Annotated in this window: 11 protein-coding genes; 7 read left to right on the forward strand and 4 right to left on the reverse strand. The window is 73.4% G+C overall.

The genetic code is table 11. The features are described from left to right. Positions 1-3: 3 nt before the first annotated feature. Together ACFV7Q_RS14580 and ACFV7Q_RS14585 are read left to right on the forward strand one after the other, a co-directional pair. Positions 4-855 (forward strand): class I SAM-dependent methyltransferase, encoded by an 852-nt coding sequence (locus ACFV7Q_RS14580; protein ID WP_385428295.1) that lies wholly within the window; start codon positions 4-6, stop codon positions 853-855. A 7-nt stretch (positions 856-862) separates the two neighbouring features. Beyond that, positions 863-3,619, forward strand: a complete 2,757-nt coding sequence (locus tag ACFV7Q_RS14585) for an ATP-dependent RNA helicase (protein ID WP_385428297.1) — start codon at positions 863-865, stop codon at positions 3,617-3,619. Here ACFV7Q_RS14585 and ACFV7Q_RS14590 read toward each other — a convergent pair. The 3 genes from ACFV7Q_RS14590 to ACFV7Q_RS14600 all read right to left on the reverse strand — a co-directional run bounded on the left by ACFV7Q_RS14590 (position 3,609) and on the right by ACFV7Q_RS14600 (position 6,002). Next, positions 3,609-4,604 carry a DUF3068 domain-containing protein gene (locus ACFV7Q_RS14590; protein WP_385428299.1) on the reverse strand — a complete coding sequence of 332 codons (996 nt, stop codon included), beginning with the start codon at positions 4,602-4,604 and terminating at the stop codon, positions 3,609-3,611. The two genes, ACFV7Q_RS14585 and ACFV7Q_RS14590, sit on opposite strands and share 11 nt — an antisense overlap. 11 nt (positions 4,605-4,615) lie before the next feature. After that, positions 4,616-4,759, reverse strand: a complete 144-nt coding sequence (locus ACFV7Q_RS14595; protein WP_385428300.1) for an SPW_0924 family protein — start codon at positions 4,757-4,759, stop codon at positions 4,616-4,618. A 76-nt stretch (positions 4,760-4,835) separates the two neighbouring features. Then, positions 4,836-6,002: a lytic transglycosylase domain-containing protein gene (locus ACFV7Q_RS14600; protein WP_385428301.1), complete on the reverse strand. Its 1,167-nt coding sequence runs from the start codon at positions 6,000-6,002 to the stop codon at positions 4,836-4,838. Positions 6,003-6,295: 293 nt separating this feature from the next. Between ACFV7Q_RS14600 and ACFV7Q_RS14605 the strand changes: the two genes are divergently transcribed. Next, complete coding sequence (locus ACFV7Q_RS14605) at positions 6,296-7,225, forward strand: DUF4184 family protein (protein WP_385428303.1); 930 nt, start codon at positions 6,296-6,298, stop codon at positions 7,223-7,225. 68 nt (positions 7,226-7,293) lie between these two features. Here the strand turns inward: ACFV7Q_RS14605 and polA are convergent, their stop codons facing one another. After that, positions 7,294-10,014, reverse strand: coding sequence for a DNA polymerase I (gene polA, locus ACFV7Q_RS14610; protein ID WP_385428304.1), 2,721 nt, complete (start codon positions 10,012-10,014; stop codon positions 7,294-7,296). 133 nt (positions 10,015-10,147) lie between these two features. On the opposite strand from polA, the gene ACFV7Q_RS14615 reads away from it, so the two are divergent. The 4 genes from ACFV7Q_RS14615 (at position 10,148) to ACFV7Q_RS14630 (ending at position 15,387) form a co-directional block, all read left to right on the forward strand. After that, complete coding sequence (locus ACFV7Q_RS14615; protein ID WP_385428306.1) at positions 10,148-12,457, forward strand: FdhF/YdeP family oxidoreductase; 2,310 nt, start codon at positions 10,148-10,150, stop codon at positions 12,455-12,457. A gap of 54 nt (positions 12,458-12,511) precedes the next feature. Next, positions 12,512-12,988 (forward strand): PaaI family thioesterase, encoded by a 477-nt coding sequence (locus ACFV7Q_RS14620; RefSeq protein WP_385428308.1) that lies wholly within the window; start codon positions 12,512-12,514, stop codon positions 12,986-12,988. Between the two features lie 212 nt (positions 12,989-13,200). Next, positions 13,201-13,611: a hypothetical protein gene (locus ACFV7Q_RS14625; protein ID WP_385428310.1), complete on the forward strand. Its 411-nt coding sequence runs from the start codon at positions 13,201-13,203 to the stop codon at positions 13,609-13,611. Positions 13,612-14,151: 540 nt separating this feature from the next. Continuing rightward, complete coding sequence (locus tag ACFV7Q_RS14630) at positions 14,152-15,387, forward strand: branched-chain amino acid ABC transporter substrate-binding protein (RefSeq protein WP_385428312.1); 1,236 nt, start codon at positions 14,152-14,154, stop codon at positions 15,385-15,387. The last annotated feature ends 171 nt before the right edge of the window (positions 15,388-15,558 follow it).

Genomic DNA, 15,558 nt, shown 5'->3' on the forward strand with positions numbered 1-15,558 from the left:
CCCATGAACCAAGAGGACTACGCCCCCGAACACGCGCACGGCACCCACGGTGACACCGGGGACGACTCCGTCGCCACACGGCGTAACGCCGACGAAGCGGAGAGCAGCCGGGCGAGTCGCTCCTGGTGGGACCGCAACGCCGACGACTACCAGCGCGAGCACGGCGCCTTCCTCGGCGACGACCGCTTCGTGTGGGGCCCCGAGGGCCTGGACGAGGCCGACGCCGCCCTCCTCGGCCCGACCGCCTCCCTCCGGGGCAAGGACGTCCTGGAGATCGGCGCCGGCGCCGCCCAGTGCTCCCGCTGGCTGGCCGCCCGGGGCGCCCGCGCGGTGGCCCTCGACCTCTCCCACCGCCAGCTCCAGCACGCCCTGCGCATCGACGGCGGCGCGGTCCCCCTGGTGGAGGCCGACGCCGGGCGCCTGCCCTTCCGTGACGGCTGCTTCGACCTGGCCTTCTCCGCGTACGGGGCCGTGCCCTTCGTCGCCGACCCGGTGAACGTCATGCGCGAGGTGCGCCGCGTGCTGCGCCCCGGCGGCCGCTGGGTCTTCTCCGTCACCCATCCGATCCGCTGGGCCTTCCCGGACGAGCCCGGCCCGGAGGGGCTGTCGGTGTCGGCCTCGTACTTCGACCGGACCCCGTACGTCGAGCAGGACGAACAGGGGCGCGCCGTGTACGTGGAGCACCACCGCACCCTCGGCGACCGGGTCCGGGACGTGGTGGCCGGCGGGTTCCGCCTGCTCGACCTGGTGGAACCTGAATGGCCCGCATGGAACAGCCAGGAGTGGGGCGGCTGGTCCCCGCTGCGGGGCAACTTGATCCCGGGAACGGCGATCTTCGTGTGCGAGAGGGACTGAGCGGCGCATGACACCGTCGCCGCCGTCACCGCGTACCGACGCCCTCCACGCCCTCCCCGTACGGGCAGCGCTGCCCGCGCTCGCCTCGGCCCTGGACGGCCACGGCGCCGCGGTGCTGTGCGCCCCGCCCGGCACCGGCAAGACCACGCTGGTGCCGCTGGCCCTGGCCGGGCTGGTGGGCGGCGGCCCGCGGCGCCGGGTCGTCGTCGCCGAACCCCGGCGGATCGCCGCCCGGGCCGCGGCCCGGCGGATGGCCTGGCTACTGGGCGGGCGGAACGGCACGGGGGTCCCCCCGGCGGAAGGCTGGGGGAAGGTGGGCGGCGCGGTCGGCTACACGGTGCGCGGGGAACGGGCGGTGGGTCCCGACACGGTGGTGGAGGTGGTCACCACCGGTGTCCTGCTCCAGCGCCTCCAGCGGGACCAGGAGCTGGCCGGCGTGGACGTGGTCGTCCTGGACGAGTGCCACGAGCGGCACCTGGACGCCGACACGGTCGCCGCGTTCCTCCTGGACGTACGGGAGACCCTGCGCCCGGATCTGCGGCTCGTCGCGGCATCGGCGACCACCGACGCGGAGGGCTGGGCGCGGCTGCTCGGCGGCGCGCCGGTGGTACGGGCGGACGGGGTCTCGTACCCGGTGGAGACGGTCTGGGCCCCGCCGGCCCGGCCGGTGCGGCCGCCGCACGGGATGCGGGTGGACCCGGCGCAGCTGGCGCACGTGGCCGCCGTGGTGCGGCGGGCGCTGGTGGAGCGCTCCGGGGACGTGCTGTGCTTCCTGCCCGGCGTGGGCGAGATCGGCAGGGTGGCCGGGCTGCTGGCTGGGGTCGACGCGGAGGTGCTCCAGGTCCACGGGCGGGCACCGGCGGCGGTCCAGGACGCGGTGCTCACGGCGGCCGGGCACCGCAGGGTGATCCTCTCCACGGCGGTGGCGGAGTCGAGCCTGACCGTGCCCGGGGTGCGGGTGGTGGTGGACTCGGGGCTGGCCCGCGAGCCGCGGACGGACCATGCGCGGGGCCTGGGCGCGCTGACGACCGTGCGGGCCTCCCGCGCGGCGGCCCGGCAGCGGGCGGGGCGTGCGGGGCGCGAGGCCCCGGGGACGGTGTACCGGTGCTGGGCGGAGGCGGAGCACGGGCGGCTGCCGGCGTTCCCGGCGCCGGAGATACGGCTGGCAGACCTGACCGCTTTCGCGCTGCACGCGGCCTGCTGGGGGGATCCCGACGCGTCGGGGCTGGCCCTGCTGGACCCGCCGCCGGCGGGGGCGATGGCGGCGGCGCGGTCCGTGCTCTGCGCCGTGGGGGCGCTGGACGCGGCCGGCCGGGTCACACCCCGGGGCACGGCCATGTCGCGGCTCGGCCTGCACCCGCGGCTGGCCCGGGCCCTGCTGGACGGGGCGGCGGCGCTGGGCGGGCGGCGGGTGGCCGAGGTGGTGGCGCTGCTGAGCGAGGAGCCGCCGCGGGAGTACGGCGACGACCTCGTCGCGGCGTGGCGCGCCGCGCGGGCCGGAGGCGCCGGGGGCGCGCGGGGCGGGGGCGACGGCTACGCGGGGCGTTGGCGCGCCGAAGCCGGGCGGCTGGCCTCCGCGTTGGTCGCCGCGGAATGCTCCCCCACCCCGCCCCTTGCCGCCGTATCCGACGGCCGCTGCGCGGCGGGCGGGGCTGGCGGCCCCGGCCGCCGCTCGTCGGACGCTGCGCACCCGGCCCGGAGTACGGCCCGCCCGACCGGGCCGGAGCCGGGCGGGGACGGCCGCGCAGCCCCCGTCCCGGTGCCCGACGACCACGCGGCCGGGCTCGTCGTCGCGCTCGCGTTCCCCGAGCGCGTGGCCCGCGCCCGCGGCCGGGGCCACTACCTCATGGCCTCCGGTACGGGAGCCGCCCTCCCGGACGGCTCCCGTCTCGCCACCGCGGGCGACTGGCTCGCCATCGCCGTCGCCGACCGCACCACCGGCTCCGCCGACGCCCGCGTCCGGCTGGCCGCCGTCCTCGACGGGGCCACGGCCCGGGCCGCGGCCGAGCACCTGCTCTCCTCCGCGGAGGAGGTGCACTGGGAAGCCGGTGGCGGCGCCGGTGCAGGGGAGGTGGCGGCGCGCGCCGTGCAACGCCTCGGCGCGATCGAGCTGACCTCCCGCCCCCTCCGCGACCCGGACCCCGCCCTGGTGCGCCGGGCCCTGCTGGACGGGCTCGCGGCAGAAGGACCGGGCGCGCTGCTGCGCTGGTCCCCGGACTCCCTGGCCCTGCGCGAGCGGCTCGCGTTCGTGCACCGCACCCTCGGCGGGCCGTGGCCGGACGTGTCCGACGCCGCCCTGCTGGCCCGCCCGGCGGAGGACTGGCTGGAGCCGGAGCTGTCCTCCGCCCGGCGCCGCGCGGACCTCGGGCGCATCGATGCCGGCCAGGCCCTGACGCGGCTATTGCCCTGGGCCACGGGCGAGGCCTCCCGCCTGGAAGAGCTCGCCCCGGAACGGATCGAGGTACCCAGCGGTTCCCGGATCCGGGTGGACTACTCGTCCGAGCAGCCGGTGCTCGCGGTGAAGCTGCAGGAGCTGTTCGGGCTGGCGCAGACGCCCCGGGTGGCGGGGGTGCCCGTACTCGTACACCTGCTGTCGCCGGCCGGGCGGCCCGCAGCGGTCACCGCCGACCTGGCCTCGTTCTGGCAGGGCGGCTACCGCGCCGTCCGTGCCGAGCTCCGCGGCCGCTACCCCAAGCACCCCTGGCCGGAGGATCCCGCGACGGCCGAGCCGACCCGGCACACCAACGCCCGCCTCAAGCGCTGACCTCCTCCCCGGCTCCGGCCCCGGCCCCGACGGCGGCCCGGCGGCCGCGGGCCTCCAGCCACAGGGCCGCTCCGAGCAGCGCGAGCCCGGCGGCGGCCAGCCCGGCCGGGGCGTAGGTGTGGAGGGCGAGGACCTTCGTGCGGTTCGACCGGACCAGATCGACGGTGTACCGGCTGTAGTCCTCGCGCATCTTGACGTGCCCGGCGAAGACGGTGAGCCGGCCCTCCGGCGCCCCGGCGGCGATGCCGCCGCGCATCTCCTGCTCGACGACCTGCTCGGCGTTGACGGGCGCCCCCGTGACCGGATCGACCCAGAACATCGCCCTGGCCTTGTACCAGAGGCTGGTGCCGGTGCTCTGTTCGAAGGTCGCCGGGTCGATGCCCTCGATCGGCATCTTCTTGGGCAGGGGGACCTTCGTCCAGGGCACGTGCTGCTCGAAGTAGTACACGTCCATGCCGCGGAAGGTGCGCGGGCCGACGTAGTGCACGGGGGTCGAGGTGCGGGTCTGGGCGTCGAAGTACAGATAGTCGCGCGGCTCGGGGAAGAACGGCCACTTGAACTCGATGCCCTCGCGCGTGACCGGGTCGCCGTCCACGGCCTCGCCGGCGGCGTGCACGGGCGCCTGGGTGTGGGCGTCGAAGACGTAGCGTTCGGGGATCTGGGAGACCATCTTCCCGTCGGGGCCGGCGATGTGGGACAGGGCGTCCCAGACGACGACGTCCCGGCCCGTGCTCGCCTCGATCTCCCTCGACGCCTCGACGTTGCCCTTGAGGGTCTGGATGATCGTGACCTTGTCGACCTTCCGGGGCTGCATCCCGCCGGTGTAGTCGAGGAGGGTCGCGTCCTTCGCCTCCAGGACCACCTCCTGGTACTGGTTCGGCGGGATCTTCGCCAGCCGCGGGTACGCGTACCAGCGCAGCAGCGGCGCGAGGGCGGTGCAGAACACCGCGAGGGCGATGAGGACGAGGCTCGCTCGGCGTCGCACGTCCGGCCTCCTCACCGCTGCCCGGGGGCGGCGGGCGCGGTGGTGAGCAGTGGTCTGGGCGAGGTCTTGCCTTCCCGGGCCCCGAGCGCCGTGAGGGCGAGGACGAGGGCCAGCGCGGCGGCAAGGCCGAGGGCGGCGGCGGCGAGTGCACGCATACCGGGCCTCCGGATCTGATGGGGCGTCAGGGCGGAGGCACGGTAGCAACGCGCGTGCGAGAAGAGAACCGTTCGGCTACGGGGCGCGCGTACCGCTCCACGCCGGGCCCGGAGGGCTGGACGCGGACGGCGTGGCGGCGGAGGGCGTCGGCCGGACGCTGGCCGCGGGGGTGGGGGTGCGCGTGGGCGTCGGCGTCGGCGTGGGCCGGGGGGTCGCCGTCGGCTTGGGCGTCGGGGTGGGGGTGGGCGTCGGCGTGGGGGTGGGCGTCGGCGTCGGCGTCGGCTTCGGGGTGGGCGTCGGCGTGGGCGTGGGGCTCGGGGTGGGCTTCGGGCTCGGCGTCGGCGTCGGCTTCGGGCTCGGCGTCGGGGCCGGAGTGGGCGTCGGCGTGGGCGTGGGCTGCGGCTGCGGCTTCGTCGGCGCGCCCGCGCCGCCTCCCGCGTTCGGAACCCCGTGCGCCCCCTTGAGGTAGTACGCGAACCAGGACCGCACCGTCCGCAGGTACTCCGAGGAGTGGTTGTAGGAGAGCACCGCCCGGTCCAGGTCCGCGTCCGCCCGCAGGTCACGGCTGCCCGCACACAGGTAGCGTCCGGCGGCGAGGGCGGCGTCGTACACGTTGCCGGGGTTGCGCGTGCCGTCACCGTCGGCGTCCTGACCCCAGGCCGCCCAGGTGGACGGGATGAACTGCATGGGCCCGACCGCGCGGTCGTAGGCGGTGTCCCCGTCGTAGCGGCCCCCGTCCGTGTCCCGGATCGTCGCGAAGCCGTTGCCGTTCAGGACCGGCCCGAGGACGGGCCGCAGGGTGGTGCCGGCGGCGTCGACGCGCCCGCCGCCCGCGTGCCCGGACTCGACCTTGCCGATCGCGGCGAGGAGCTGCCAGCGCAGCCCGCAGCCCGGGTCGGTGCGGCCGATCCGGTGCTCGGCCTGCTCGTACGCGGCCAGCACGGTCACCGGTATCCCCTGCGCGCCGACCGCGCCGCCCATGGCGGCGGGCTGGTTCGGGGACCCGGCCGTCCCGCCGGCACCGGCCGGCGGGGCCTGCGCGTCCTCCGGCAGCAGGGCGGCCGGCGGCTCCGGGCTGGTGAGGGGCGGGAGTTCGGTGAGGTAGGTGCCGTCACCGCCGTCTTCGCCGCCGGCCGGCGGGGGCGCTGCGGCCCGGACCGCGCCCTCCCCCGCGGCGGCCGTACGGTAGCCGGGCGGGGCCTGCGAGGCGGTCACCGCGGCCGCAACCAGTGCACAGGCCACGGCGGCGGTCCCTCCCCTGCGCAGCCTGCCACGAGCCGTCCACCGAGCCGACATCAGCCGGTCCCCTCCCCCTCGACGTCGGCGTGACCCTACGTCAACTCCCTTCACACCGCAGCGATCGGCGCCCGGGCTTCACCACTTCCCCACGCCATGTGCAGGTCACGCATACTGTCCCGACCAGTTCGGGACGCATTGGCCTGAAGTAAAGGCACCGTCACCCGACGTGATCCGACGCCCGACACCCGACGCCTGACGCCCGTCCACCCGATGCCGCCGAAACACCAAGAGGTGCCGTGCCGTTCACCCTCAGCCATGCCGCCGCCGTCCTGCCCGCCGTACGCCGCACCGGCCGTGCGCGCGGCCCGCTCGTGGCCTCCGCGCTCGTCCTCGGCTCGTTCGCCCCCGACACGTTCTACTTCGCTGACGCCGTCGTCGGCGGCGTCATGCAGTACGGGGGGTTCACGCACTCGCTGCCCGGCGTGCTGACCGCGGACGCCCTCCTGACCGCCGTTCTCGCGGCCTGCTGGCTGCTGTTGCGCGAACCGCTGGTGGCGCTGCTACCAAGGGCCCGCCAGGGCCGGGTGCACGCCCTGCTGCGGGGAGAGGACTGGCGGGGCGGGTCGGACGGGCGGGGCGCGCGGCGGCCGGCAGTGCTCGTGCTGTGGTTCTACCTCTCGGCGGTACTGGGCTCGCTGACGCACGTGGTGTGGGACAGCTTCACGCACCTGGACCGGTGGGGGACGAACGCCCTGCCCCGGCTCGGTGAGCCGATCGCCTTCGGGTACCCGCTCTACACCTACCTCCAGTACGGCTCGTCGGCGGTCGCGGCCGGCGGGCTCCTCTGGTTCGCGGCAACGGCCTTGCGCCGGACGCCCGATCGGCCCGCGCCCGCGGCGGTGCCGGTCCTGCGCCGGGCCGAGGTGCTGGTCTCGGCCGTCCTCGTGGCCGGCTGCGTGGCCGCCGGGGTGACGACGCGGTTGATGCGCTTCTTCACGTTCTACGACCGGATCCGATCGCCCCTCGACATCATCCCGACCGTCTGCTTCGGCGCGGGCGCCGGCCTCGCGGTGGGCCTGCTGCTGTACGGGGCCCTGGTGCGGCTGCGGCACCGCCGGCCGGCCACCGCCCAAGACCCCGACCCCGACGGACAGGGCCAGCGGGCGGAGCGGAGCGGCCGGCACCCCGCGGACACGGAATCGCCCGAACCGCTCCGCACCCGGTAGCACGAACGCGTGCGCCCGCCCCCACCGGACGGCGGGGGCGGGCGCAGGCGTTCGGGGCTCCGGGTCGGTCAGTGGGCGGCGGACTCCCAGTCGGTGCCGACGCCGACGGACACGTCCAGCGGGGCCCGCAGCTCGACGGCGGCGGCCATCTCGCGGCGCACCAGCTCCTCGACCCGCTCGCGCTCGCCCGGGGCGATCTCCAGCACGATTTCGTCGTGGACCTGGAGCAGCATCCGCGACTTCAGGCCGGCCTCGGCGATCGCCCGGTCCACGCGCAGCATGGCGACCTTGACGATGTCGGCGGCGGTGCCCTGGATCGGGGCGTTCAGCGCCATCCGCTCGGCGGCCTCGCGGCGCTGGCGGTTGTCGCTGCCCAGGTCCGGCAGGTAGCGGCGGCGCCCGAAGACCGTCGCCGTGTATCCGGTGGCGCGGGCCTCGTCGACGACGCGCTGCAGGTAGTCCCGGACCCCGCCGAAACGCTCGAAGAAGGTCTCCATCAGCCCGCGCGCCTCGGCCGGCTCGATCCCGAGCTGCTGGGCGAGGCCGAAGGCGGAGAGCCCGTACGCGAGCCCGTACGACATCGCCTTGATCTTGCGCCGCATCTCGGCGTCGACGGCGGACCGCTCCACGCCGAACACCTGGGAGGCGACGGTGGTGTGCAGGTCCTCACCCGACAGGAAGGCCTGGATCAGGCCCTCGTCCTCGGAGAGGTGGGCCATGACGCGCAGTTCGATCTGGCTGTAGTCGGCGGTCATGAGGGACTCGTAGCCCTCGCCGACGACGAACCCGCGGCGGATGGCCCGGCCCTCGTCGGTCCGCACCGGCACGTTCTGCAGGTTGGGGTCGGTGGAGGAAAGGCGCCCGGTCGCGGCGGTGGTCTGGCTGAAGCTGGTGTGCACCCGGCCGTCGGCGGCGATCGTCTTGACCAGGCCCTCCACGGTCACCCGCAGCTTGGCCTGCTCCCGGTGCCGCAGCATGATCACGGGCAGTTCGTGGTCGGTCTGCGCGGCCAGCCAGGCCAGGGCGTCCGCGTCCGTGGTGTAGCCGGTCTTGGTCTTCTTGGTCTTCGGCAGGTCGAGCTCGCCGAAGAAGACCTCCTGGAGCTGCTTGGGCGAGCCGAGGTTGAACTCGTGGCCCACCGACGCGTGCGCCTCCTTCACCGCCTGCTGCACGGCACCGGCGAACTGCTGCTCCATGGCCACCAGGTGGTCGCGGTCGGCGGCGATGCCGGCCCGCTCCATCCGGGCCAGCAGCTCGGACGTGGGCAGCTCCATGTCGTGGAGCAGGTCGGCGGCGCCGACCTCCACGAGCTTGCCGGTGAAGGCCTCCCCGAGGTCCAGGACGGCACGGGCCTGCGCCATCAGCGCCTCGGCCTCGGCGGTCTCGTCGGCACCGAAGGCCAGCTGGCCGTCGGCCGCGGCGGGCTGCAGCTCGCGGCCCAGGTACTCCACCGACAGCACGTCCAGCGCGAAGGACCGCCGGCCCGGCTTGACCAGGTACGCGGCGAGCGCGGTGTCCATGGTGACGCCGGCCAGGCTCCAGCCGTGCTCCGGGAAGACCCGCATCAGGACCTTGGCGTTGTGCACGACCTTGGGCCGGTCCGGGTCGGCGGCCCAGGCCGCGAAGGCCTGCTCGTCGGCCTCGCCCAGCTCGGACGGGTCGAACCAGGCGGCCGCACCGCCGGCCGCGGCCAGCGCGACCTCGGCCACATTGCCCTGGCCCAGCGCCCAACTGTCCACGGTGGACACGCCCAGGGGGCCGCCCCCGTGGGCCGCGAGCCACGGCGCGAGCTCACCCGCGCCCAGCACGGACCCGTCCAGCTCCACGGCGGCGGCCGGAGCCGGGGCCTCCTCCTGGCCTGCGCCCGGGTCCACCGCCAGCAGCCGCTCGCGCAGTGAGGCGTTGCGGATCTCCAGCACGTCCAGCACACCGGTCACGGCGGACCGGTCGTAGGGGGCCCGCTCCAGGTCGGCCGGGGCCCTGTCCAGCTCCACGTCGCGGACCATCTCGGTCAGGACCCGGTTGAGCTTCACCGACTCCAGGTGGTCGCGGAAGTTCTGCCCGGCCTTGCCCTTGACCTCGTCGGCGCGCTCCACCAGCTCCGCGAACGACCCGAACTGGTTGATCCACTTGGCGGCGGTCTTCTCGCCGACGCCCGGGATGCCCGGCAGGTTGTCCGACGGGTCGCCGCGCAGCGCCGCGAAGTCCGGGTACTGCTGCGGGGACAGGCCGTACTTCTCCACGACCTTCTCCGGCGTGAACCGGGTCAGCTCGGAGACGCCCTTCGTCGGGTACAGCACCGTGGTGTGCTCCGAGACCAGCTGGAAGGAGTCCCGGTCACCGGTGACGATCAGCACCTCGTAGCCGAGCGCCTCCGCCTGCGTCGCCAGCGTCGCGATCACGTCGTCGGCCTCGAAGCCGTCGACGGCGAACCGCGGCACGTTCATCGCGTCCAGCAGCTCGCCGATCAGCTCCACCTGCCCCTTGAACTCGTCCGGGGTCGAGGAGCGGTTCGCCTTGTACTCGGGGAACTCCGTCGAGCGCCACGTCTTGCGCGAGACGTCGAAGGCCACCGCGAAGTGCGTGGGCGCCTCGTCGCGCAGCGTGTTCGCCAGCATCGAAGCGAAGCCGTAGATCGCGTTCGTCGGCTGGCCGGTCACCGTGGTGAAGTTCTCCGCGGGCAGCGCGAAGAACGCCCGGTACGCCAGGGAGTGCCCGTCCATGAGCATCAGGCGGGGACGGTCCGCTGCGGTCGTCTGGTCGGTCTTCTTCGATGCGTTCTCTGCCACGCCCCCGATCCTAGGCCGCTCCACCGACAATCCCGGCCCGGCGATCACCGCCCCGGTCGTGACAGGATCGGACGCGAACGCGAAGCGCTAGGCCCGGCCGGCGCACTGCCCGACGTGCTCAAAGGGGAGCGACATGGCCACGAAGCCGCCCGCAGGTGATCCCGTACAGGACGCGCCGCAGGTCGCGCCCCCGCAGCACGCCGCCGCTGGCCTGCCCGCGATCAAGCACACCCTGCGGATCGCACAGGCCCAGATGGGCCTGGCCCGCACCGCCCGCACCCTGCTCAAGGTCAACCAGAAGGACGGCTTCGACTGCCCCGGCTGCGCCTGGCCCGAGGGCGACAAGCGGCACACGGCCGAGTTCTGCGAGAACGGCGCCAAGGCCGTCGCCGAGGAAGCCACGCTGCGCCGGGTCACCCCGGACTTCTTCGCCGCCCACCCGCTCGCCGACCTCGCGGCCCGCTCCGGGTACTGGCTGGGCCAGCAGGGCCGCATCACGCAGCCCATGCTGCTGGAACGAGGGGCCGACCCGGAGGGCGCCGACCGGTACGAGGCCGTCACCTGGGAGCGGGCCTTCGAGATCATCGCCGAGGAGCTGAACGCCCTCGGCTCCCCCGACGAGGCCCTCTTCTACACCTCGGGCCGCACCAGCAACGAGGCCGCGTTCCTCTTCCAGTTGTTCGCCCGCGAGTTCGGCACCAACAACCTGCCCGACTGCTCCAACATGTGTCACGAGTCCTCCGGCTCCGCACTCACCGAGACGATCGGCATCGGCAAGGGCAGCGTCTCCCTGGAGGACCTCCACCAGGCCGACCTGATCATCGTCGCCGGGCAGAACCCGGGCACCAACCACCCCCGCATGCTCTCCGCCCTGGAGAAGGCCAAGACCTCCGGCGCGAAGATCATCTCGGTGAACCCGCTGCCCGAGGCCGGCACCGAGCGCTTCAAGAACCCCCAGACCCCGATCGGCATGCTCAAGGGCACCGCCCTGACCGACCTCTTCCTCCAGATCCGCATCGGCGGCGACCAGGCCCTCTTCCGCCTCCTGAACAAGCTCGTGATCGAAGCGTCCGAGAGCGGCTCCGCCGCGGGGTCCGGCGCCGTCGACGAGGACTTCGTCCGCGAGCACACCCACGGCTACGAGGAGCTGCGGGCCGCCGCGGCCGAGGCCGACTGGGACGAGACCCTCGCCGCCACCGGCTTGACCCGGCCCGAGATCGAACGCGCCCTCGCCATGGTCCTGGCCTCACAGCGCACGATCGTCTGCTGGGCCATGGGCCTCACCCAGCACAAGCACGCCGTCGCCACCATCCGCGAGGTCGTCAACCTGCTCCTGCTCCGCGGCAACATCGGCCGACCCGGAGCCGGCGTCTGCCCCGTCCGCGGCCACTCCAACGTCCAGGGCGACCGCACCATGGGGATCTTCGAACGCCCCGCCCCCGCCTTCCTCGACGCCCTCGACAGGGAGTTCGGGATCACCTCGCCCCGGCACCACGGCTACGACGTGGTCCGCTCCATCGAGGCCCTGCGCGACGGCAAGGCCAAGGTGCTCTTCGCGATGGGCGGCAACTTCGTCGGCGCGACCCCCGACACCGAGGTCACCGAGGCCGCGGTCCGCCGCGCCTCCCTCACCGTGCACGTCTCCACCAAGCTCAACCGCTCCCACGCGGTCACCGGCCGGCGCGCCCTGATCCTGCCCACCCTGGGCCGCACCGACAAGGACGTACAGGCGTCGGGCCGGCAGTTCGTCACCGTCGAGGACTCCATGGGCATGGTCCACGCCTCCCGCGGCAACCTCGCCCCGGCCTCCCCGCACCTGCTCTCCGAGCCGGCGATCGTGGCCCGCATGGCCCGCGCCGTCCTCGGCCCGTCCTCCACCACCCCCTGGGAGGAGTTCGAGCGGGACTACGGCACCATCCGCGACCGGATCTCCCGCGTCGTCCCCGGCTTCGAGGACTTCAACGCCCGCGCCGCCCGCCCCGAGGGCTTCCGCCTCCCCCACGCCCCCCGCGACGAGCGCCGCTTCCCGACGGCCACCGGCAAGGCCAACTTCACCGCCGCGCCCGTGGAGTACCCGAAAATCCCCGAGGGCCGGCTGCTGCTGCAGACCCTGCGCAGCCACGACCAGTACAACACCACGATCTACGGCCTCGACGACCGCTACCGCGGGATCACCGGCGGCCGCCGCATCGTCATGGTCAACCCCGAGGACGCGGCCGAGCTCGGGCTCGCCGACGGCTCCTACACGGACCTGGTCGGCGAGTGGAAGGACGGTGTGGAGCGGCGCGCGCCCGGCTTCCGCGTCGTCCACTACCCCACCGCCCGCGGTTGCGCGGCGGCCTACTACCCCGAGACGAACGTGCTCGTCCCGCTCGATTCCACCGCCGACACCAGCAACACCCCCGCCAGCAAGTCCGTCGTCGTGCGCTTCGAACCGGCCTGATAGAACGACGTCAGGACGAGATGGTTAACGAGCGTTGACGAACGGAGCCGGCCCATGGGCGAGCAGCACGCTGTGAAGTTCCCGCAGGAGGTCCTGGACGAGTACGCAGCCCTGGGCATCGACCTGCCCGCGCTGTTCTCGGCGGGCCACCTCGGCGAGCGGATGGACATCCGCATCCTGGAGGCGGCCCCCGACCGGGTCGTCGGCACCATGCCGGTCGAGGGCAACACCCAGCCCTACGGCCTCCTGCACGGCGGCGCCTCCGCCGTCCTGGCCGAAACCCTCGGCTCGGTCGGCGCCATGCTCCACGGCGGCATCAACAAGATCGCCGTCGGCGTCGACCTGAACTGCACGCACCACCGCGGAATCCGCTCCGGCCTGGTCACCGGCGTCGCCACCCCGGTGCACCGCGGCCGCTCCACCGCCACCTACGAGATCGTGATCAGCGACGAGCGGGACCGGCGGGTGTGCAGCGCCCGCCTGACCTGCCTGCTGCGCGACGCCGCCGCCGCACCGGCCGCCGGGGCCTGACCCCCGGCGCCCCGGCCCCGGCCTCGTACAGGCCCGGTTCCCACCCCTCCCCGGGGCGGGAACCGGGCCTGCGCCGTCTCCGCCCCGCCCGCGCCCCGGCTCCGGCGGCCCCCGCGGGCCCCGGCCGTGGCAACCGCCCGGAATCCGCCAGTCCGTACCTGCCCCGTGCACGGCCGTTGTGTCACCGAAGGTGACGGCCTACCGTCGCCTGCATGGGCACCCAGCCACCCCGCGCGGCCCGGTACGGCGCCGTCGCGCTCCTCGCGGCCCTCGCCCTCGGGGCGGGCTCCGCCTGCGCCCCCGGCAGCCCGAAGTCCGCGCAGGAGGCCGCCCCGAGCCCGGTCCCACCGGCCCGGATCTGCACAACTCTGGTGTCCTACTGGGCAAAAGAGTCCCTGACGGGCAGTTACTGGGCCGGGCTGGACTGGGAGCAGAAGGGCATGTCCAATGGGCAGTACGCGATCCACGAGGAAGCCGTTGCCGCAGGTCGGGCCGAGGAGCGAACTGCCGGTCTGGACAAGGCACTTGAGCTGGTCGACCGGCTCGTCGCGCAGCGCTGCGAGGAGCAGGGCGGGGCCACCTGGAGCTCGGAGAACTGGCGGCCGCCGAGCCCGGCGCGGTGACCGGATTCCCGAGCCCGCTGTCCGACTTCCGGGCACCCGGCGAAGCGCGACCGAACTGCGGGTCTGGGGCGTTCCGCCCGTTTCGGTCAAGATCCAATCGTACGAAGTGGATCAAGGGTCGTCATTACCATCAGTAATGCCCACGCCCGACAGAATCCCCCTTTTTCGCGCACGCAATGCCGCCGTCGCGATTCTTTCGGACACGCGCTGCAACATTCGGCCCGATTTGATCTATGACAGGACCATGAGGCCCTCAAGCCCCTTAGAGAACCGGGGAATTCTCACGATGCGGACGCCCAACAGCGTCGCCAAACGCCCGATCTGTCCGAACTCCCGCCGCACATTCTTGGCCTTGGCATAACAAGACAGTCACATCCTCCTTTCCCCGCTCCCCCACGCTCGCCACCTCGGCCTAGAGTCACGGCCAGTCACCGCGCCACAGAGCGCAAACCCAGCACGGCCGTGGAACTCCCAGTGCGGCCCGGCTCCCGTTCGGCACCCTCCACTTCGAGGGTGGCCGCGCCAGGGAAAGGAAGAATCGTGCGACACCGTTCTCTGCTTGTCCTCACGACCGTGATCACCACGGGAGCCCTCACCCTTACCGCCTGCGGTTCCCGTGATGCGGCAAAGACCGGGGACAAGGCCGACGGCTCCAAGACCGTCGTCGTCATCGGCGTTGACGCCCCGCTCACCGGCTCCCTTTCCGCTCTCGGCCAGGGCATCAAGAACTCCGTGGACCTCGCGGCCAAGACCGCAAACAAGAACAACGAGGTCCCCGGCGTTGAATTCAAGGTCGAAGCCCTTGATGACCAGGCAGTTCCTGCCTCCGGCCAGGCAAACGCCACCAAGCTCGTAGGCAACAAGGACGTTCTCGGCGTCGTCGGCCCGCTGAACTCCGGCGTCGCCCAGCAGATGCAGGGCGTCTTCGCCTCCGCCAACCTCGCCCAGGTCTCCCCGGCCAACACCAACCCGGCCCTCAGCCAGGGCGACAACTGGGGCAAGGGCGAGTTCAAGCGCCCCTTCAAGACCTACTTCCGCACCGCCGCCACCGACGTCGTCCAGGGCAAGTTCGCCGCCCAGTACCTCTTCAAGGACGCCGGCAAGAAGAAGGTCTTCGTCGTCGACGACAAGCAGACCTACGGCGCCGGCCTCGCCGGCATCTTCACCGAGGAGTTCAAGAAGCTCGGCGGCGAGGTCGTCGGCACCGACCACGTCACCGTGAAGGAGACCGACTTCTCCTCCACCGCCGACAAGGTCAAGTCCTCCGGCGCCGACTCCGTCTACTTCGGCGGCCAGTACCCCGAGGGCGGCCTGCTCTCCGACCAGATCAAGAAGACCGGCGCCAACATCCCGCTCTTCGGCGGCGACGGCATCTACGACCCGGCCTTCATCTCCGCCTCCGCCGAGGCCAACGACGGCGACCTCGCCACCTCCATCGGCGCCCCCGTCGAGAAGCTCGACACCGCCAAGAAGTTCATCGAGGACTACAAGGCGGGCGGCTACAAGGACCCGTACGCGGCCTACGGCGGCTACTCCTACGACGCCGGCTGGGCCGTCATCCAGGCCGTCAAGGCCGTCGTCGCCGCCAACGGCGGCAAGGTCCCGACCGACGCCCGCGCCAAGGTCGTCGAGGCCCTCAGCAAGGTCTCCTTCGACGGCGTCACCGGCAAGGTCTCCTTCGACGAGTACGGCGACACCACCAACAAGCAGCTCACGGTCTACAAGGTCGAGGGCGGCAAGTGGATCGACGTCAAGAGCGACACCTTCAACCAGTAGTCGCCACGCCTGACGGCACCACCACCTGACCCACCCAAAGGAACAAGCCGCGGGGGGGCGCGACCAGCACCCCCGCCCCCCCGAGAAAAAGCAACACCCACAACACCCCCCCCCCAGCACCCCAAACCACCAACACAAACCAACACGCCAGAACACACCGCGCGATAAATC

It is taken from the genome of Streptomyces sp. NPDC059851 (genome assembly GCF_042732005.1).
Taxonomy (GTDB): domain Bacteria; phylum Actinomycetota; class Actinomycetes; order Streptomycetales; family Streptomycetaceae; genus Streptomyces.

Bases quoted from the DNA above. Each gene is read 5' to 3' on its own strand.
- ACFV7Q_RS14580 (WP_385428295.1), top strand. From the start codon at position 4: ATGAACCAAGAGGACTACGCCCCCGAACACGCGCACGGCACCCACGGT.
- ACFV7Q_RS14585 (WP_385428297.1), top strand. From the start codon at position 863: ATGACACCGTCGCCGCCGTCACCGCGTACCGACGCCCTCCACGCCCTC.
- ACFV7Q_RS14595 (WP_385428300.1), bottom strand. From the start codon at position 4,759: ATGCGTGCACTCGCCGCCGCCGCCCTCGGCCTTGCCGCCGCGCTGGCC.
- ACFV7Q_RS14615 (WP_385428306.1), top strand. From the start codon at position 10,148: ATGGCCACGAAGCCGCCCGCAGGTGATCCCGTACAGGACGCGCCGCAG.
- ACFV7Q_RS14620 (WP_385428308.1), top strand. From the start codon at position 12,512: ATGGGCGAGCAGCACGCTGTGAAGTTCCCGCAGGAGGTCCTGGACGAG.
- ACFV7Q_RS14625 (WP_385428310.1), top strand. From the start codon at position 13,201: ATGGGCACCCAGCCACCCCGCGCGGCCCGGTACGGCGCCGTCGCGCTC.